Origin of the sequence: Desulfotalea psychrophila LSv54, assembly GCF_000025945.1 — a bacterium.
In the GTDB taxonomy this organism is placed as follows: domain Bacteria; phylum Desulfobacterota; class Desulfobulbia; order Desulfobulbales; family Desulfocapsaceae; genus Desulfotalea; species Desulfotalea psychrophila.
Genome location: NC_006138.1, coordinates 1,014,320 through 1,033,647, shown reverse-complemented (window position 1 = coordinate 1,033,647; position 19,328 = coordinate 1,014,320). Strand labels below are relative to the sequence as shown.

Sequence of the window (19,328 nt, the reverse complement as noted above, 5' to 3'; positions counted from 1 at the left end):
ACCTCAATTTATCATTTATATTATCAACGGCCCAAAATTGATGGGCGGAGAAATCACAGGGGGCTGTTACAAAACCCAAAACTTGCACAGAGTGCCTACTCTGTGTTTTTATAGAGCAATACAAGCTCCCCTGACCATAATGGCTAAAAGGTCGTTCGGCAATAAGTAATCTCCGGCCGCCAGCCATGAACAACCGGGACAATATCGGAGAATTCCGCAGCTCGTCCTATAGACGACTACTATCAACAGAGCAGGCAGATAGGGCAAATATTTCTCACTGATATTTTAGAAAAAAGGGTGTATACCAATAAAAATAAAACATTTTAACATATTAAATATATTGGAGAAAAAATGAATTACGTAATTGGTATAGACACCGGAGGCACCTGCACCGATGCAGTGCTGATGGAACAGGACACAGGTAAAATCATAGCAACGGCAAAAAGGCCCACCACCCATCATAACCTTGCCCTCGGAACAAGAGATGCCCTCAGCGCCCTGCTCGACGCCTCTGCCATAGAGCCGCATCAGGTAAAAAAAATCGCCGTCTCCTCCACCCTTGCCACCAACTCTGTGGTCGAAAACAAAGGGGCAGAGGTTGCCCTATTGGTCATCGGCTATGTAAAACATTTTAAGCTGCCGGTAAAGGCCGTCGTCTTCATCAAGGGTGGTCACAATATCCAGGGAAAAGAAGAAGTTCCCCTTGATCTGGAATATCTTGTCAGCATCATCGAAGGTCTGCGGGAAGAGGTGGATGCCTATGGTATCTGCTCTGCAATGTCCATAAAAAATCCCGCCCACGAACTTGTCGCCCAGGAGGCGATAAAAATGCTCGATGGCGATAAGCCTGTCTTCTGCTCCCATCAGGCAAGCAATATTGCCGGCATGGAACAGCGGGCGGCCACCGCAGGTCTGCACGCCAAACTCATGCCTGTTATGCAAAACTATGTGGATGCTGTCCTCACGGCCATGGAAGAAAAAAATCTCTCCTGCCCCATGACCCTGGTGGCTGGCAACGGGCAACTGGTCGATGCCAGCCATATTATCCGTCATGCGGCCCTGACCGTAGCCAGTGGCCCGGCCTGTACCGCCCACTTTGGCAGCATGCAAACAGATCTGGCAGGACTTGTCATTGATATCGGCGGCACCACAACAGACATTACCATGCTTGATAACAATGGTCAGCCTGTCCTCAGAGAAGATGGTTGCCAAATTGGTTCATGGCGAACCCATATTGAGGCCGTCGATATGCACACAGGAGCCATAGGCGGAGACAGCCATGTCCAGGTCGAACGAGGTGATTTCTCCATTGGCCCCGTTCGTGTTACCCCCATCTCTCTCTGCCCAATAGGACCGTCCCTCGAAGAATGGCTGACAGAAAAAGACTCGTCAAAGCTGATCATCCCCGTCCTCGGCCAGAGAGAAGAGGCCCCAACAGATATTTTCACCTTTCTCCAAGGAGCAGGGGCTGCAACAGTAAAGGAGATCTGCAAGGCCACAGGACACAGTGGCATAATTCTCGAAAAACAACTTGAAAAACTGGCTAAAAATCAGCTCATTATTGAATGCGGCTTCACCCCCACCGACGCCCTGCACGTCTTGGGCAAGATAAATCTGGGAGACGGGAGCCGGGCAAGAAGGGCAGCTGATATCCTGGGGAAAAAATGCGAGATGACAGCAGAGGAATTCTCCCAACAGGTAGTCAACAGGAGCCAGAACTTAATTGAAAATCTTATCCTCGACTATGTTATCCAACATTACTGGGGAAATTCACTAACCAATTTTATCGAAAATCGTAAAAAGCATCCCATGCTTGGAGTTGACTTCACCATAAAAGCCCCACTCATCGGGATCGGCGCAGTTGCCCGCCACCTCCTCCCTGAGGTGGCAAAGAAACTGGGCACAATGGTCTCCTTTCCCCTGCATTGCGAGGTGGGTAACGCCGTCGGAGCCGCCCATATTGCCTGTATTAAAGAGTAGTCGCTGACGCTTCGGCTCTTAACGGGGCCTAAGCCTTACCAATTATCCCTTTTATACAGGGAAAAGAAAAACTCCATGGAAAAACAACAGATCTATTTTGACCAAGTCCATAGCCCTCTGGGAAGTATAGTTATAGCTGCTAGTTCCCATGGACTACACCATCTCTTCTTTGAGGAGAGGGGACGCCTGGAAGAAGGTTGGCAATATAGTCCGGAGAGGCTGCAAGAGGTTACTCAACAATTAGCGGAGTACTTTAAGGGAAAACGCAAACAATTCGACCTCCTTCTGGCACCCACAGGAACAGCTTTTCAAATGAGGGTATGGCAGGAACTCTGTCGCATCCCCTATGGAAAGACCATCAGCTACAAAGAGATGGCCCATCGCATCGACAAGCCCAAGGCATACCGGGCAGTGGGAGGAGCCAATGGCAAAAACCCCATTAGCATCATCCAGCCCTGTCACCGGGTCATTGCCGCCGATGGCAGTCTGGGGGGGTTCTCTTCAGGGCTGGAACGGAAAGAATTTCTTCTCCAACTGGAGGGACAAGACAACAAAAAACCCTGCTCTTAAAAGAGCAGGGTTGGTATAACACCTTATGGTAGACCTACCATTTTTTTCAGCCTCAGCGCAGACAACTCTGTTCGTCCTTTAGAATAAAACCCACCGCAAATATCGCCGCCAGAATAACCAGAAAGAGGGAGAAAAAATCTTTTTGACTGGCACCCCAGATAATGTAGAGGGAACCAAGTCCTGCGCAAAATGGGGCAAGATAACGGCTCAAAGGACCAAGTTCGTCAAAGGCGCGAATAACCCATATATAAATTGCTATGTAACAGACATAGAGAAAGGCAATTGGCAGTTCTGAAATATCAAGAAATCCTCCCCACCAACCGGCAAAGTTACCGTACCAAACTCCCAGCCAGAAGGTAGAAATAACAAAACCAACAAGAGCAGAGTTAAGGGTGCTATTATACGTTGCATTTACAGCGGCAAAAAATTTTGGCTTTGGCCCCTGCCCATGATAGGCAACCACATACATGCCACGGCTGGAGGCCATAATCAAACCGTTGAGAGTACCCAAACAGGACAAAACCACAAAGACGGTGAGTACGGTGCCGCCAATATTACCAAAGACAATAGAGATAACATTTACCGGGGCAGCATCGCCTGCAGCAATCAGATCAGCATTTGAGAGTACACCTGAAATACCGAGATAGTAGAGCATGTAGATAAGGGCAACAGCCAGTGTTCCTACCACTAGAGCACGAGGCAGGTTTTTCTTAGCATCCTCTAATTCAGCGTTGATTGAGGTAGCGAGAATCCAACCCTCGTAGGCAAAAGCAGTGGCAAGTGTGGCCACGGCAAGACCACCCGCATTATCACCTACTACAGTTGCAGAAACGCTAAAACTCTCCAGAGTTTGACCCGTCATCAGACCGGAAATCGCTCCAACAATAGCCACCAGGCCAAGCGGAATAAGCTTGATTATAGTTGTAGAGACCTGCCATTTACCGGCTAAAACTGGCGAGAAAACATTCAATAAAAAGAAGACAACCATATAGGCAAAGGCCAGGGGCCACAACCAATCTGGTTTACCAATTAAACCAGTGCTATAATTAGCAGAAACCCAAGCAAGAACGGCCACCAAACTGGGATAATAGACAATTGCCATAAACCAACCGACAAAATAACTGGCAGTCTTACCATAGGCCGATTCAAAATAATCTGAAACACCATTGACCTTGCTCATCCTATTTGCCACCAATGAGAAGACATAGGCAGTGACAATCATAATAGCTCCACCTATTGCCCAGGCCAAGAGGGCAATAGGCAAACTGCCACCGGCGGCCCTCAACACGTTATCAGCCTTAAAGAAGACACCCGAGCCAATGACGATACCGACCACCATAGCCGTTGCCGTCCAAAAGCCATATTTTTTCTGTAATTCAGCCATAATTACTATTATCCCCTGTGATTATTTTATAATTCTTATATTTTCAATATAGAGGCCAGCCCTAAGACAAACAATAAAATGACCTAGCTATGATCACTTAGGATAGAGGCAAGCCCTGTGCCTGGCAGAAGAGATCTTGCCTAGCCAACAAAAAGCGCTTAGACAAAATAGTTACATCTCTTTTAACGCTATGACAAAACAATTTCAAACAAAAGCGACATCAAACATTATTTTTATTAGCAGAAAGGCACATCAACTTTCAAAAATTCTGTCTAGCAAACATTTTTTACAAAAAAATATTCTAAGAAGATATTGATATGATTTATCAAAAAAAGAGGGCAAAAATAAACCCATGGAAAAAATCCAACAGCGGTGGCCAGTGGCCCGTTCACTGGCCATGAACAAGCCCTGCCCATATAAGATATTTAATAAAGAGGGTAGTTCAAAACAAAAGAATGATGACTGGACCTACTTAGTAAAGGTGGGCAATCTATCCAGATAGATCAGGTCATCTCCTGAGTAACCATCATCTTCAAGTAAAATAACGGCCTTACCGACAACATTACATCCTACCCGGGCCAGCAGGCTCTCCACAGCCTGGAGGGACTCACCTGTAGACGCCACATCATCAATTATACATACATTTCGCCCCTGCAGTCCCTCGACATCGGCACCGTCAAGCACAAGTAGCTGTTCTTCCTTGCTTAACACAGAGAGGCCCTTTTCCACCAACTGATCCTGCATATAGGATTTTACCGATTCCCGGGCTACCACATAGTTAATCTTTAACCTGGTAGCAATGGCATGGGCCAGGGGAGACACATGGGTGCCGGGACAGAGCAACAGATCTATATCATAGGTGGGAAAATCTGGGTGCGCCACAATCATATCGGCCGCCTTCTCCACCAATTCGGTATCTCCCATAATGACAAACTTGGCAAAAGAAAAATCATCTCCAATCCGCACCAGGGGAAGTTCGCGATCAAGTCCACATATCCGTAAGCGGCAAGTTTCAGTCATATCTACTCCTCAAGTTAATCTATATTAATGGGTCATTCCTAGTTGCAAACATCTTCTCGCCAAAGTCTCTGGCATCCTGCAGCGCCACCGGGCGTTGTAAGATATCACCTTTTGCATCAACTCCAGGCACTAAAAGAGAATCTTCGTAATGGTAACCCGCGGCATCAAAAAAATAACGGACGGTGAGCATAGAGCAGTCAAATAATTTCTCTCCATTGGTTGCAGCGACAGAAAGTAAATATCCTCTTCGACCCTCTGCTATCCTATGGGAATCCTTCAAAAGATAGCGGCGCGACCAGAGGGACTGGCAACGATCAATGAAAATTTTTGTCTGGCCAGTCAGCCCATAAAAATAGACGGGGCTGACCAGAAGCAGAGAATCAGCGGCATCCACCTTGGCATAGAGATCTGTCATATCATCGGCAATGACACAGATCCCCGTTTTCTCACAACCACCACAGCCCTGGCAGGGACGGATATTCAGATCATTCAGACGCAGGTACTCCACCTCAACGTCTGCAAGGCCTTTCACCACCTCCTCTGCTAAAATTTCGCTGTTACCCCGCCTGCGAGGACTGCCCAAAACAATAAGCAGCTTCATTCTCACCTCCTACTCACTGACATCAAGATTCGCTTACCAAAAACGATAAAAGTGGTGTACGGGCCCATGACCTGCACCTATTTTATACTCTGCACCTGCCACCAAGGCCCCATGCAGATACTGACTAGCACTGGCAATGGCAGTTTCAAGATCTTCGCCCCGAGCCAAAAATGAGGCTATGGCAGAGGAGAGGGAACAGCCTGTTCCATGGGTATTCTGAGTATCTACCCTGGTGGTGGGAAATCTTGTAATTTTCTCTGTTACACTACTATAGAGAACATCTACAAACAGATCTCCCTGCTGATGGCCAGCCTTGGCCAGAACAGAAACAGAAAATTCCTCGGCAAGCGCCTGGGCGACCTGGGCCAGGTCTTCTCCCTCTATCTTCTGGCCAAGAAGTATCTCGGCCTCTGGAATATTAGGAGTAATGACCTTCACCAGAGGAAAGAGAAGTTTCTTCATGGCATCAACAGCACTCTCCTCAATAAGTGGATCACCACTTGTTGCCACCATCACCGGATCAAGGACAATGTTTTCCACATCAGCCTCCCGCAGAACAACTGCCACAGCAGCTATAAGCTCTGCTGAATGTAACATGCCAATTTTAATGGCATCTACCCCAATATCTTCAATAACCGCAAGCACCTGGGCCTGTAAAATCTCAACAGGAACAGAGTGAATGGCCCTTACCCCAAGGGTATTTTGGGCCGTAATTGCCGTAATGGCACTGGTACCAAAACAGCCACAGGCGGAAAATGTCTTTAGATCTGCCTGAATACCTGCCCCACCACCACTATCTGAACCGGCTATTGTTAAAACTCTTTTATATTCTTTCATATCAACTATTCGAAATTATTTAGACGGCATTATTGGTTCAAGATACTCTTTAACCCTCTCAAGAGACAGGGCTGGATCTTTCATAAGAAAGGCCTCTTGTACCCCGGAATCCTTGATCAATCTACGAGCATAGTCCGAGACATCAGCCACAACCTCACAGGAGGCACAGTCGCGTAACATCTTATTCTCCGGTGCCATTATCGTACCCAAAAACAGGTGAAGAAGAACAATAACCAGAGCAGCCTTGGCAAAGCCCACAATCCCCCCCAGTAAACTGTCAAGCCAGGAGGTAAAGGTCAACTCTACAACATGTCTTAAACCAAGACCAATCAGCATGGCCAATACATAGGTAAGCAAAAAGGCAATAGCGTAGCTACCCCAAAAAACAATTTTTGGGTTTTGAGAAATATGCTCCCAGAATGGGAAAAAGGTACTATAGTATTGACTGGCCACGAAATAGCCCAGGTAGAGGGCAACAAAAACGGATATTTGTTGGATAAACCCTGTCCACAGACCACGCCCTATAAATAAAACAAGAATTCCCAAAATTACGAAATCATACGTTGTAAAAACACTACCTGTATCCATAGGTCACTCCACCTCATATCAAATATGTTAATTATATAATAAGACTACTTCTATTAGAGCCGAGAGCCACTCTCCACTGCAAGTTTTTTATTAATTATCAAATGTAAAGAGAGCTTCATCCCCATGGACAAAAATATTTTCTCTCGCCAATTAAGCAATTTTATTCAAGATAAAATGGCCCCGAGCCCTACAGGTTTTATCACAGAACTCTTCCCCGCAGAGAAAATATGCCTCGCAGTGCTTACCAAAAAAGAGCAAAAACAGCTAGAGGGATATAAACTGAATAAGAGAAGATGCGAATGGTTCTCCGGCAGATTTGCTGGCAAAAAGGCCATTCAAGAATATCTTCACAACAAAGATAATATCCTCATATCGCTTGCAGAAATTGAAATTCTTAACCGGGAAGATGGCCGACCCTACTTCAATAGCCCAGGCCACCTTTCCCTCGATATATCCATATCACATAGCCGGGACTACGCCATTAGTCTTGTTGCTGAAAGACCCTGCGGAATTGATATTCAAAGGGCTGAAAAGACCCTGCTACGGGTAGCAGAGAGATTTTGCTCCCGGGGTGAAATGGAGCTCCTCCAACAGGGTGAAGATCCATTTATTATTCAGCTAACAAAACTGTGGGCTGCCAAGGAGGCCCTGCAAAAGGCAGTAACTGCCACCGGGCCCATGCCTGGTTTTCTTGAAATTCGACTGCAGAGCATAGAGAGAGAGAATGAAGGAGAAGTCTTTCAACTCCACTGCAAGGAGATAGAAGAAGCTACAGTATACAGTGCTGGTATCCAGTTGGTGGACAACTACGCCCTGGCATTTTGCCTCCTGAATTCTAAGCAGAGCGGAGGTGCGCTATGCCAGAGCTACCAGAAGTAGAGATCATATTAAGAGGTATAAGTCCCCTTATCTGCGGACGAACAATCGTGGCTGTCGGCGGTAGTGGCAAGCAACTACGACTACCACTACCCCTGCCTGAGCTTAACAGAGATGCCTCGGGGAAAGAGATCACCCGGTTGGAGCGTCGAGGGAAATATATCTCCATATTCCTCAATGACGGCGGCATCCTCGTCCTCCATCTGGGAATGACAGGTCAGCTCGGCGTTTTCCCTAAAGAACAAGCACGGGCAAAGCACGACCATTTTTGGTGCAGGCTGGACAATAATCAGGAATTTCGCTATAATGACACCCGTCGTTTTGGTTCTATCCGATTTTTACCGGCCGGCAAGAGCAGAATGCTTCAAGAGAGTCTCTATCAGAAGTTAGGCCCTGAACCACTGGGCGAGACATTCACTGCCGACTATCTCCGCCGGGCTGCAGAGGGCAAAAGCCTCGCCATTAAAAACTTTATAATGGATAGTCATATCGTAGTGGGTATCGGCAATATTTACGCCAACGAAAGCCTCTTCAAGGCGGCTATCCACCCGGCAAGATCCGTGCAGAGCATAGAACAGGAGGAGTGGGAAAAGTTGGCACGATGCATCCAGCAGATACTGCTACACGCCATTGACTGCGGAGGATCAACCATCAGTGATTTCGTTAATGCCAAAGGCGGACAGGGATACTTCCAAATGAACTTTAAGGTTTACGGAAAAAAAAGTCTTCCCTGCCCTCACTGCCAAGGTCCCATTTCATCCGAAAAGATAGGCGGTAGAGCCAGCTTCTTTTGCCCCTCGTGCCAACGATTATAAGCCTCAAGGTAACAAAGCTAAAAACGTTTGACTTCACAGGACATCATTAAAAATATTTTTCAGGTAAAATTTTTATTCTCTTTTAGCTGACAGTCTTTTAAGCTTATTTTTTAAAATAGTATATATAAAATATATCTCGTGATTTTGAGTATAAAAGGACGACCCACCACCATGGGGTCGATACAAAAACAGATGACAAACCAAGACAACTTCAGACCCACTATTATGTGCCTCTGCGGCTCAACTCGCTTCAAGGATGACTTCGAAAAAGTGGCACGAGAACAAACCCTTAAGGGAAGAATTGTTCTCACTCTAGCGTTTTTTTCTCAAGCTGATGGCACCCCGCTAAGTCCGGAACAGATCAAGCTCTTAGCTCAACTACACAGACATAAGATGAAACTTGCCGACGAAATTTTTATCATCAACAGGGGTGGTTATATCGGTGATTCGACCCGTGATGAAATTGAATTTGCAAAAAGAAATGGAAAGTTCATCGAATATTTAGAAATAGTCAAAAAAAAAATAACAGACTAGTACCCATCGGCACTGTCTCAGATTAATAGCACCCAAAAAGGCGTTATCATGACTAAGAAAAAAATGTTTGACAAACCAGGCAAGACAACTGAAAAAGCTCAAGAAAACATTGCCAACAAAGATGCCAGCATCCAGGCAATGGTTTGGTACAAAGAGGAACACTGGGACACCCTGATGAGCCTCTTTAATGACGCAGAACTGCTACCACAGAGTTATCAGGCTTGGCTGAAAAGAGCCGAAGCAAAAAAACAGGAGGTTGAGGCAGAGGGAGACCAAGTCATCAAGGTCTTTATCGACCCCGAAACCTTCCCCGCTTGGTGTGAAGAGAATAATCTTACCATGAACTCCGAGGCAAGGGCCCAGCTTGCCATTGAGGTAGCTCAAGCCCAGTCTTTTTCTCTTTAAAATAACATCTGCCCTGCTTACAGGGCAGATACCTCTAAGCTAAGGCCTCATAGGCGGCATCTACAGCAAGATCACCCCCAGCAGCGGCACTGACGGCAAGCTGATCACAACGCTCATTGAATTCATGGCCCGCATGTCCCTTCACCCAATAAAAGCTCACCTGATTGTCCTCACAGAGAGACAAAAAAATCTTCCACAGATCAGCGTTCAAGGCAGGTTTTCCATCGGCCTTCTGCCAACCGCGCCTACGCCAACCGGCTGCCCACCCCTTGCTGATAGAATTAACCACATAACGTGAATCTGAATAAATAGAGATGGGTTTACTAGTTTCTCCAAGCCGTAATAGACCGGCAATACAGGCCATCATCTCCATCCGATTATTGGTGGTCCGACGATAACCGCCGCTCAGTTCAATGCGCTTGTCACCATCCAAGATAACCGTACCGTATCCACCCGGGCCCGGATTACCCGAACAACCACCATCCGTGTACATAAGTATTCTATCCTCAACTCCAGTTATAGGATAAACCACCTTCGCTCTGCTCGATGCCTTCGCTGTTTTAACGGTTTCACCAGAGCCCCTGGCAGAGGTATAGAGAGGGTTTTCCCTCCACGCCTCCGCCTCCGCTTTAGTGGCAAAACCCTTAAATTTTGCCCCGGCAAAGCCCCGTACTTCCTTTTCAGCCGTGGCCCAATCAGTATAAATTCCGGGCGTTCTGCCCACGGCTATCGCATAAAATTTTTTCTTTGTTGCCATGGTCATATTTTCATAAAAAAAAAGAGGCAAAAGGCCATAATAACCCTCTGCCTCCAGTATCAATCGAGTAGAAGATTACTTCTTACCCTTAGGACCCTCAAGAACACCACTTCTATCAACGGCACCGGCAACAGCATCACGGGAAACCTTGATGCTTATATCCTTTGCTATTTCAAGGGTAATGACATTGTCATTCAAAGCCGTAATGGTGCCATAAATGCCACCCTTGGTAAGAATCTTCTGTCCCTTTTTCAATTCACTCAAAAAAAGCTGATGTTGCTTTGCCTGTTTTTGCTGAGGACGGATAAGCAAAAAATAAAAAACAACAAATATCAAAATAAGCGGGATAAAAGAGGTTAATCCTCCAGCTACTCCAGCGCCTGTGGCTGCATGGGCTACTCCTACCATAATGTCTCTCCTAACAGGTAAAATTTTTTGTATATAAGAGCTTTAAACAACATACTTTCAAGCCCTAAGATAATACTTCCGGCTCACGCTGGCTATAAAAATTCCTTCTAAATTCGGCAAATTGATCTTTTTCAATTGCCTCACGGACACCAGCCATCAAGTTTACATAATAATGCAAATTATGAATAGTATTCAACTGATAACTGAGTATCTCCCGGCACTGAAAGAGATGACGCACATAAGCCACGAGAATAGTTTCGACAGGTATAACAGGTACACTGTTCATCAAGGGGAAGCGGATCCTCCCGATAGCGAGCATTTTTGATGATAAACTTACCCTTCGAGGGAAAAAAGGTGCCATTACGGGCATTGGGGGTCGGATAACACAGTCAAACTATCAATACCACCCATACACCTTCGATAAGATCCTCCGGGGTACCAACCCCCATAAGATAGCGGGCATAATCCTCTGGAAGATGAGGAATGGTGGCTTCGGTGGTATCGTACATCACCTGATTATCTTCACCAACACTGAGACCGCCAATGGCATAGCCATCAAAGCCAATATCAATAAGAGATGCTGCATGTTCCGCCCGCAGATCGTAATGCATACCACCCTGAACAATACCAAAGAGATGTTGATCACGCTTGGTATGCGCCTCCCGACATCTCTTGGCCCAACGAGTTGTCAGATTGGTGGATTTAATAGTCTCTTCACGGGTAGAAGGATAGGGAATACAGGTATCAAGGGCCATCATAATATCAGAACCCAGCGATTGCTGAACATCTATGGCACCTTCCGGGCTCAAAAAGAGCTTTGCCCCGTCAATGTGAGAACGAAAGGCCGCACCCTCTTCGGTAATCTTGGTCAGCTCTTTCAAACTAAAAATCTGAAAGCCACCACTATCGGTAAGGATCGAACCATCCCAATTCATAAACTTATGTAAACCACCAAATTTTTCGATCAGCTTATGACCTGGACGAATAAAGAGATGATAGGTATTACCAAGAATAATTTGAGCGCCAAGGTCCTTAAGGTTTTCCGGTGTTACCGCCTTTACTGTCCCCTGCGTACCAACAGGCATAAAAACAGGTGTTTGAAAAACACCATGTTTGGTCGCCACCTCACCCCGTCGTGCCTGACACTGGGTGGACTTATTATGCAGAGTAAAGGGACTCTTCTTCTTTTCCATATCTATTCTTTCTCATATTTTTTTATTACAAGGAGCCTTTAAAATTATAACTTTCAATAAAGCTCAGGTCAACGCTGACTCCAAGGTGGAGAAAAAGTGTTTTTTAAGGTTCCCACCAAAACAACCTCTTCCCAGAAAGGCTCTTTTACCATACAACGCCACCAAGGTATAGGTAAAGAGTTATGACTGGAATAGAGTTCTCAAGCTCAGCTCCTTAAGAAAAATATCCTCAACCAGGGCAAACTGTTCCTCTGCCCGGCGAAGGTTATCACCATGCTCCTCTACCTTAAAATACCTATCACCAGCCAGATGATCGGTAAAAAAACGCACTGCCAACTCATAGCTAATGGCCAACAGGGCATCAAAGAGATAACTCTTTTCCCTTCCTGCTAAAATATCCACTTTAAGAGCCAAATAGCCCTGAAGAAACATTTGACAGGAATGCAAATCTACAGCCATAGCCCAACCACCAGCCGGACTCTGCAGAGAGCGAAGGGCGTCGGCAATATCCACCAGAGGACTTGCCCAGTAGACGGTATCAAGATCTATCAGGGAAAGTACCCTGCCCTCATGGTCAAAGAGAAAATTATCAAGCTTAGGATCACCATGAATAAATTGGCACGGCAGGGCCTCCTTCTCCAAGGCCTTCGCAAAGAGGAGGGCCGGGACTCGAAACCGCTCCAGCTGCTGGGCACAGCGTAAAGAGGCTTCCTCCCGCGAGGGGGGCTGACTACCATACTCTTCTAAATATAGAGGAAGGTTATGAAAACCTGGAAGGGGGTCCTGTATAAGCTCTCTATCCATGGACACTAGAGCCCTGTGGAAAGCGGCCAGAGCCGCCCCCATGGCAGAGATACTCTGCCTGCTAGGCAGAAGGCTAGAGGAAGGTATATAAGTCTGGCAACGCCAGACATCACCTGACCGGTCATGGACAAAGGGATCACCTGTCAGACTGGGAATATGCCGTGGCCACTGGTATTTCTTATCGACTCTTGCATTAAGGTGACGACTTATCGCTATAAAATTCATGGCAACAACGGCAGGTTCCGCAAAGACCTCAGCATTAATGCGCTGCAGCACCCAGGGTTCTCTGATATTTTCCACCAGGTAAGTATCGTTTATCCGGCCATTGCCCAACGAAGTAAGAATCAGCCCTTCAAGTTCTTCTGGCCCCAGATATCTTCTTAAAACAAATTCAACACTCTTCTCAAACACCAATAACGCTCTCCATAAAAGCTGGGGTACAGCCACAGGAAAAGACCTCTACCCAAGGTAGAGGTCTTTAACAACTACTCCTTCTGCTCTGCCTGATTGGTAAAAAGATGTACGTCCTGCTGCGGAAACGGAATAGAAATTCCCGCCTCATCGAAGGCAAGTTTAATCTCTTCTGTCAGTGCGTAATAAACCGTCCAATAATCCGAGGTATTCACCCATGACTTGGTGACCAAATCAACCGAAGAGGCACCAAGGGCACTCACGGCAACAAGTGGGGCCGGATCGCTAAACACCTTATCATGTTTAGCCAAAAGACCCTCAAGTACCTCTTTTGCCGCCCGAATATCATCGTCATAACCAATGCCCACGGTGACATCAACCCGCCTGGTGGGATTAACCGTAACATTGGTAATGGTGGAATTATAGACCTGGCCATTTGGAATAATCTTACGCTGATTATCGGGAGTCTTAAGAACGGTATTGAATATGGTAACGGCCTCAACTGTACCCGATTCTCCACTGACCGTAACAAAATCACCCACCTTAAATGGACGGAAGAGAATGAGCATAACCCCACTGGAAAAATGAGAGAGAGAATCCTTCAGGGCAAGAGCTACGGCAAGAGAGGCAGCACCCAAAATGGCAACAAAAGAGGCGGTCTGCACCCCCAGTTGACCAAGGGCGGTAATGAGCACCATGGCGAGCAGGGTATAGTAGATAATATTATCTAAAAAACGGGACAGGGTAATCTCGACGCCCCTTTGCGTCATAAGCTTTAGAGCAATGTTAGTAATTTTTTTTGCCAGCCAACGTCCCAAGAGAACGATGAGCAGAGCCGTAAGAATTTTCACCCCATAGTCCATCATCAACACTTGAAATTTGCCAAGCCAAAATTCTAACTGAGTAGCATCAACCATTCTGTCACCCCTCCTCCTTATAAATTAATTACACCTCTAGCCAACGAATATCACTGGCCTCAGTGCGACCATTATCCGAATTTTGCACAATGCTGAATTCAAAAATATTGGATGAATCAAGAAAAAGCGCATCGTTTGCATCAGGGGCCTTTGAACAGTGAAAAAAGACCGACTCGGCATTGAGCAGACCCTCAGCGTTCATTGAATAGTAGCGCATAAAACCAAAACCACGTTCAGCATTGTAGTTAATGGGGATACCACGCTGCCTGTTATGATCGCCACCCGTGGTAAAGGGAAGAAGCCCCGGGATCAGATAACCGGAAAGAAAATTATCGGCACACTCTTTCAGCTCCTGGCTCACATGTTTAAAGGCAATAACCTCCACCCGACAACCCATATTTTGCAGGGCCAGTATAAGACGGATAAAGTCACTATCACCGGTTAAGAGGATTATTCGATCGAGATTTCTTGCCTGAAGCAGGGCATCAATGGCAAGATCCATATCGGCATTGGCCTTGGTGGTAAGGATTCCCTCATCATCAACAAAGTGTTTGACGAATTTCTTGATAACCTTAAAACCACACTGACGAAGAACATCGTGATAACGGTATAATTTATGGCGATATTCAGCATCGTCTTTTGTCCGTTCCCGATCCTCTGCCACATAGGAGTTCGCCCGTAAAAGAGCTGCATTACCCGAACCGGCAAGCTCTACCAAAACGTCATATCGCATGCCGTAACCACCGCACATACGGATATTTTCAGCATCTACATAGATTCCAGTTTTTAGCATATCATTATACATAGAGGTTTACACTAGCTTGAAAAAGGGCAGGCCCTCTCTGCACAGCAGAAAAGGCCTTTTAACTAACTCAATACTACTCCCACTCTATCGTTGCAGGTGGTTTGGAAGAGATATCGTAGACAACCCGATTAACTCCCCGCACCTCATTAATAATCCTGGTGGAAATATCACCAAGAATATCATAGGGTACCCGGCTCCAATCCGCGGTCATAGCATCACGAGAATCAACTACCCGCAGGGCAACAACATGCTCATAGGTACGAAAGTCACCCATTACGCCGACTGTCTGGATAGGCAGAAGCACGGCAAATGACTGCCATACCTTGTTATAGTAGCCATGCTTTTTCATCTCATCCAGGACGATAACATCAGCACGACGGACGATATCCAAACGCTCGGGAGTTACCTCGCCCATGATACGAATACTAAGACCAGGACCAGGGAAAGGCTGACGATGAACCGCCTCATCGGGCAGACCAAGCTCTACACCAAGCTCACGCACCTCATCCTTGAAGAGCTCACGAAGGGGCTCAATAAGACTAAGCTTCATGATATCGGGCAGGCAGCCTACATTATGGTGAGACTTAATAGGTGCTGCACCACGAAAAGAGACAGACTCTACCACGTCGGGATAGAGAGTTCCTTGAGCAAGAAACTTCACATCGCCATCAATCTTATGTGCCTCTTCCTCAAAGATCTTGATAAAGCCAAGACCGATATGCTGACGCTTAACCTCAGGATCAGTAACACCTTCAAGTTTACCCAGGAAATAATCGCTGGCATCAACATCAATGAGGTGAAGATCGGTATTCTCTTTAAAGAACTTGATAATACCCTCGGACTCACCAATACGCATGAGACCGTTGTTTACATAAACACAGGTCAACTGAGAGCCAATGGCCTTGTGAATCATCGCCGCCACAACGGAGGAATCAACACCACCTGAAAGGGCACAGATAACATGGGCATCGCCCACCTTCTCTTTAATAGCCGCAACATTGGACTCGATAAAACCCTGCATGGTCCAGGTTGCCTGACATTTACAAAGGCCAAAGACAAAGTTTCTCAACAGATCAGTACCGATAATGCTGTGCACAACCTCCGGGTGAAACTGTACGGCAACAAATGGTTTTGACCTGTGACGCAGAGCTGCATAGGGAGAGTGGGCAGATTCTGCACTTACCTCAAACTGGTCAGGGATAACCTCAACACGATCACCGTGACTCATCCATACTTGGTGACTCCTGGCTACATCAAGACCGGCAAAGAGGTCACTATCGTTGAGAATCTGGATCTCGGCCTTACCAAACTCTCGTTTTTCTGCCTTTTCTACACTGCCGCCAAGCTGCTGAATCATCAACTGAGCGCCGTAACAGATACCGAATACGGGCACACCCAACTCAAAAAGACCCGCATCGGAATGCGGTGCATCATCATCGTAAACAGAACATGGGCCACCAGAAAGAATTATTCCGGTCGGGTTCAGCTCCTTTAACTTCTCCAGAGGTAGAGAAAATGGGTGAATTTCACTGTAAACCTTCATTTCACGCACCCGTCTAGCAATCAGCTGAGTGGTCTGTGAACCAAAGTCGAGAATAATGATTTTTTCCTTATGAATATCCATCGTCTGTTTCCGTATATTTTGTTAATTCGGCCCCCACCGAATATCAGCAGGGGCAGTTGCTCCGGTTGCATCTCAAGCTATAACTATGCCGTGTGATAATTAGGTGCTTCCTTGGTGATGACAACATCGTGAACATGAGATTCACGCAGACCCGCAGCAGAGATTCGAACAAACTTCGCCCTTTGCTGCAGGGCAGGAATACTCTCCGCACCACAGTAGCCCATACCAGAGCGAAGCCCACCAAAAAGCTGATAGAGAACGCTACCAAGAGGCCCACGATAGGGAACCTTACCCTCAATTCCCTCGGGAACCAACTTACCAGGAGCACTTACCTCGGACTGAAAGTATCTATCGGCAGATCCTTCGGCCTGACTCATGGCGCCAAGAGAACCCATACCACGATATCCCTTATAGGTACGTCCCTGATAAAGAAAGGTCTCACCGGGAGTCTCTTCGGTACCCGCCAGGAGGCTACCAATCATAACGGTACTTGCACCTGCACCAATGGCCTTCACCACATCACCGGAGTGCTTAATTCCACCATCGGCAATAATAGGAATTCCGTATCTATTACCCACCTCAACACATTTTTGCAAAGCAGTCATCTGAGGAACACCTACACCTGCAACAATACGGGTAGTACAAATAGAACCAGGTCCAACGCCTACCTTTACCGCATTGGCACCGGCCTTGATAAGGTCTTCAGCTGCCTCACCCGTAGCAATATTACCCGCAATAACAGAGAGGTTAGGGAATGCACTTTTTACCCGCTCAACGGCTGTAATAACACCCCTGGAGTGACCATGGGCTGAGTCAAGAACAACAACATCAACTCCAGCCGCAACAAGACGGGCGGCTGTTTCTTCAATATTACCACCAACAGCCATGGCCGCCCCAACAAGCAAACGTCCAAGCTTATCCTTAGCTGCAAGTGGATATTTTTTAATTTTTTCTAAGTCTTTAATGGTAATAAGACCATTGAGAGCGCCATCATCATCAACAACCAAAAGCTTTTCAATACGGTGCTCATGAAGCAGAGCCTTGGATTGCTCCAGGGTAATACCCACCTGAGCAGTAACCAGATTCTTGCTAGTCATAACCTCGGAAACACGCAGGTCATTGTCTGAGACAAAACGAAGATCACGGTTTGTAACGATACCGACGAGTTTACCATCTTTCAGTACGGGCAGACCAGAAATCTTATAGCTCGACATGATTTTCTGTACTTCGCCAACAGACTGATGCAGGTCCACAGTTACAGGATCAATGATCATTCCCGATTCAGACTTCTTGACCTTCTCGACCTCAAGTACCTGCTGATCAAGGGTCATATTTTTGTGGATAATACCAATGCCGCCTTCTCGTGCCATTGCAATCGCGGCACGATGCTCAGTTACAGTATCCATCGCTGAACTAACAAGAGGGGTATTCAACAGGATGGTATCTGTAAGTCGCGTAGCAAGACTTACCTCACTCGGCAAAACCTCTGATGCACAGGGTACCAAAAGTAAATCATCAAAGGTTAAGGCTGTTTCAATATTATCAGGCAACATGTTCCCCTCCTTATTTCAGGGTGTTCTTATATGAAAAAACTACTACAAAATGTAGTAGCGGCATTCCACGTCCAACGGGTAATTATAAAAGATACAGCTACCCTAAAAGACAGGCCAAACGGCATCTCACATACCACTTACTGTTTCTACTCTCAGTAGATATCTCTATATGATAGTAATATATTTCGTGTTACTCTACTATGAGCTATATAACTATGATATACAGAAAAAAACTCCGATACATTTTAGATTTAAAGAAAACCTAACTTGTACCTTTACCCATTACCCCTCTTACGAATAACCGTAATAGACCAATGAATAGGTTACCACCATGCTACTTGAAATTAATCCATACAATCCACAGGATAGGCTGATAAAGCAAGTTGTCCAAAAACTGCAACAGGGTGCCATTATCTGCTACCCTACAGATACCGGCTATGGTATCGGCTGCGATCTGTTAAACCAGCGCGCAGTCAAAGCCTTGATGCAACTCAAAAAAAGGCCAAAAAACAAACCCTTTTCATTTATGTGCTCGGGACTCACCCACATCAGTGAATATGCGCATGTCTCTAATACTGCCTACAGATTGCTTAAAAAAAATCTGCCAGGGCCATATACCTTTGTTCTTCCGGGTAGCAAACTCGTACCCAAGGTAATGGCAACCAAACAGAAGACTGTGGGTATTAGAGTACCCGATAACCCCATAAGCCAAGCACTTATAACTGCTCTTGGCAATCCCATTGTCAATACCAGTGTTCAACTGGGAGAAGACGACGAGCCCCTAGCTGATCCATTCGAAATTGATCTCGCCATTGGTAATAGAATTGATATTATCATAGACGGAGGATCAATCTATCCTGATCCATCCTCCGTAATCGATCTCACCACCGACCAACCCGAAATACTCCGAGTCGGTAAAGGTGATGTTAGTCCATATCGCTAATAAGAGACTCTTTCAGCGACTTACTCATGGTAAAGTGCAGTGTTCTGCGCTCAGGAATATCCATCACCTGACCTGTACGAGGATTTTTGGTTGTACGCGGCTTACGGCTGCGTACAGAAAAACTACCAAAACCTCGTAGCTCCACTCGACGATCACGTGCAAGTGCATTGGAAATCGTTTCAAGGATAACATCTGCTGCAACACTTACATCCTGCTTTTGCATGGACAGCTCTTCACTTACACTATCGATAATATCTTTCTTTAACATTCTCTTCACTACACCATGAGTTACCTGAAAAAAAC

The 19,328-nt window shown here is 46.2% G+C and carries 21 protein-coding genes and 1 pseudogene; 7 read left to right on the top strand and 15 right to left on the bottom strand.

The features are described from left to right. The first annotated feature begins 351 nt into the window (after positions 1 to 351). Both DP_RS04635 and DP_RS04630 read left to right on the top strand, forming a co-directional pair. On the top strand, positions 352 to 1,980 hold the full coding sequence (locus DP_RS04635) for a hydantoinase/oxoprolinase family protein (RefSeq protein WP_011188164.1): 1,629 nt from the start codon (positions 352 to 354) through the stop codon (positions 1,978 to 1,980). 75 nt (positions 1,981 to 2,055) lie between these two features. After that, on the top strand, positions 2,056 to 2,550 hold the full coding sequence (locus tag DP_RS04630; RefSeq protein ID WP_011188163.1) for a methylated-DNA--[protein]-cysteine S-methyltransferase: 495 nt from the start codon (positions 2,056 to 2,058) through the stop codon (positions 2,548 to 2,550). Positions 2,551 to 2,602: 52 nt separating this feature from the next. Here DP_RS04630 and DP_RS04625 read toward each other — a convergent pair whose 3' ends face one another. From DP_RS04625 to DP_RS04605, 5 genes are all read right to left on the bottom strand, one after another. Next, on the bottom strand, positions 2,603 to 3,934 hold the full coding sequence (locus tag DP_RS04625; RefSeq protein ID WP_011188162.1) for an APC family permease: 1,332 nt from the start codon (positions 3,932 to 3,934) through the stop codon (positions 2,603 to 2,605). 468 nt (positions 3,935 to 4,402) lie between these two features. Continuing rightward, on the bottom strand, positions 4,403 to 4,954 hold the full coding sequence (locus DP_RS04620) for a phosphoribosyltransferase family protein (RefSeq protein WP_011188161.1): 552 nt from the start codon (positions 4,952 to 4,954) through the stop codon (positions 4,403 to 4,405). Between the two features lie 19 nt (positions 4,955 to 4,973). After that, complete coding sequence (locus DP_RS04615) at positions 4,974 to 5,555, bottom strand: flavodoxin family protein (RefSeq protein WP_041277623.1); 582 nt, start codon at positions 5,553 to 5,555, stop codon at positions 4,974 to 4,976. A 33-nt stretch (positions 5,556 to 5,588) separates the two neighbouring features. Beyond that, positions 5,589 to 6,392 (bottom strand): bifunctional hydroxymethylpyrimidine kinase/phosphomethylpyrimidine kinase, encoded by an 804-nt coding sequence (gene thiD, locus DP_RS04610; RefSeq protein WP_011188159.1) that lies wholly within the window; start codon positions 6,390 to 6,392, stop codon positions 5,589 to 5,591. A 15-nt stretch (positions 6,393 to 6,407) separates the two neighbouring features. After that, entirely contained in the window at positions 6,408 to 6,980 is a 573-nt protein-coding gene (locus DP_RS04605) for a CvpA family protein (RefSeq protein WP_011188158.1), read from the bottom strand. Between the two features lie 123 nt (positions 6,981 to 7,103). Between DP_RS04605 and DP_RS16635 the strand changes: the two genes are divergently transcribed. The 4 genes from DP_RS16635 (at position 7,104) to DP_RS04580 (ending at position 9,610) form a co-directional block, all read left to right on the top strand. Then, on the top strand, positions 7,104 to 7,859 hold the full coding sequence (locus DP_RS16635; RefSeq protein ID WP_011188157.1) for a 4'-phosphopantetheinyl transferase family protein: 756 nt from the start codon (positions 7,104 to 7,106) through the stop codon (positions 7,857 to 7,859). Then, complete coding sequence (gene mutM / locus DP_RS04590) at positions 7,838 to 8,671, top strand: bifunctional DNA-formamidopyrimidine glycosylase/DNA-(apurinic or apyrimidinic site) lyase (RefSeq protein WP_011188156.1); 834 nt, start codon at positions 7,838 to 7,840, stop codon at positions 8,669 to 8,671. Before DP_RS16635 ends, mutM begins: the two co-directional genes overlap by 22 nt. A 171-nt stretch (positions 8,672 to 8,842) precedes the next feature. Next, positions 8,843 to 9,205, top strand: coding sequence for a hypothetical protein (locus DP_RS04585; RefSeq protein WP_011188155.1), 363 nt, complete (start codon positions 8,843 to 8,845; stop codon positions 9,203 to 9,205). Positions 9,206 to 9,253: 48 nt separating this feature from the next. Then, entirely contained in the window at positions 9,254 to 9,610 is a 357-nt protein-coding gene (locus DP_RS04580; protein WP_011188154.1) for a hypothetical protein, read from the top strand. 34 nt (positions 9,611 to 9,644) lie between these two features. Here DP_RS04580 and rnhA read toward each other — a convergent pair whose 3' ends face one another. The 9 genes and pseudogenes from rnhA to guaB form a co-directional block, all read right to left on the bottom strand. After that, the gene (gene rnhA, locus DP_RS04575; RefSeq protein ID WP_041278351.1) at positions 9,645 to 10,367 is read right to left on the bottom strand and encodes a ribonuclease HI; all 723 of its coding nucleotides are present in this window, start codon (positions 10,365 to 10,367) and stop codon (positions 9,645 to 9,647) included. 75 nt (positions 10,368 to 10,442) lie between these two features. Next, entirely contained in the window at positions 10,443 to 10,775 is a 333-nt protein-coding gene (yajC, locus tag DP_RS04570) for a preprotein translocase subunit YajC (RefSeq protein ID WP_011188152.1), read from the bottom strand. A gap of 64 nt (positions 10,776 to 10,839) precedes the next feature. Next, positions 10,840 to 11,061, bottom strand: a complete 222-nt coding sequence (locus tag DP_RS19120; protein WP_407637894.1) for a tRNA-guanine transglycosylase — start codon at positions 11,059 to 11,061, stop codon at positions 10,840 to 10,842. After that, a pseudogene (gene tgt, locus DP_RS04565) lies at positions 10,955 to 11,968 on the bottom strand (tRNA guanosine(34) transglycosylase Tgt). The gene DP_RS19120 and the pseudogene tgt overlap by 107 nt, the downstream one beginning before the upstream one ends. A gap of 180 nt (positions 11,969 to 12,148) precedes the next feature. Further along, on the bottom strand, positions 12,149 to 13,183 hold the full coding sequence (locus DP_RS04560) for a phosphotransferase enzyme family protein (RefSeq protein ID WP_041277622.1): 1,035 nt from the start codon (positions 13,181 to 13,183) through the stop codon (positions 12,149 to 12,151). Positions 13,184 to 13,257: 74 nt separating this feature from the next. Continuing rightward, entirely contained in the window at positions 13,258 to 14,100 is an 843-nt protein-coding gene (locus tag DP_RS04555) for a mechanosensitive ion channel family protein (RefSeq protein ID WP_011188148.1), read from the bottom strand. A gap of 28 nt (positions 14,101 to 14,128) precedes the next feature. Beyond that, on the bottom strand, positions 14,129 to 14,893 hold the full coding sequence (locus DP_RS04550) for a LabA-like NYN domain-containing protein (RefSeq protein ID WP_156792209.1): 765 nt from the start codon (positions 14,891 to 14,893) through the stop codon (positions 14,129 to 14,131). A gap of 85 nt (positions 14,894 to 14,978) precedes the next feature. After that, entirely contained in the window at positions 14,979 to 16,529 is a 1,551-nt protein-coding gene (gene guaA, locus DP_RS04545; RefSeq protein ID WP_011188146.1) for a glutamine-hydrolyzing GMP synthase, read from the bottom strand. Positions 16,530 to 16,612: 83 nt separating this feature from the next. Continuing rightward, entirely contained in the window at positions 16,613 to 18,082 is a 1,470-nt protein-coding gene (gene guaB, locus DP_RS04540; protein ID WP_011188145.1) for an IMP dehydrogenase, read from the bottom strand. Positions 18,083 to 18,413: 331 nt separating this feature from the next. On the opposite strand from guaB, the gene DP_RS04535 reads away from it, so the two are divergent. Then, on the top strand, positions 18,414 to 19,025 hold the full coding sequence (locus DP_RS04535; protein WP_011188144.1) for an L-threonylcarbamoyladenylate synthase: 612 nt from the start codon (positions 18,414 to 18,416) through the stop codon (positions 19,023 to 19,025). On the opposite strand, the gene DP_RS04530 is transcribed toward DP_RS04535, so the two are convergent. Beyond that, positions 19,009 to 19,293: an HU family DNA-binding protein gene (locus DP_RS04530; RefSeq protein ID WP_041277621.1), complete on the bottom strand. Its 285-nt coding sequence runs from the start codon at positions 19,291 to 19,293 to the stop codon at positions 19,009 to 19,011. The genes DP_RS04535 and DP_RS04530 overlap by 17 nt on opposite strands. Between the last annotated feature and the right edge of the window lie 35 nt (positions 19,294 to 19,328).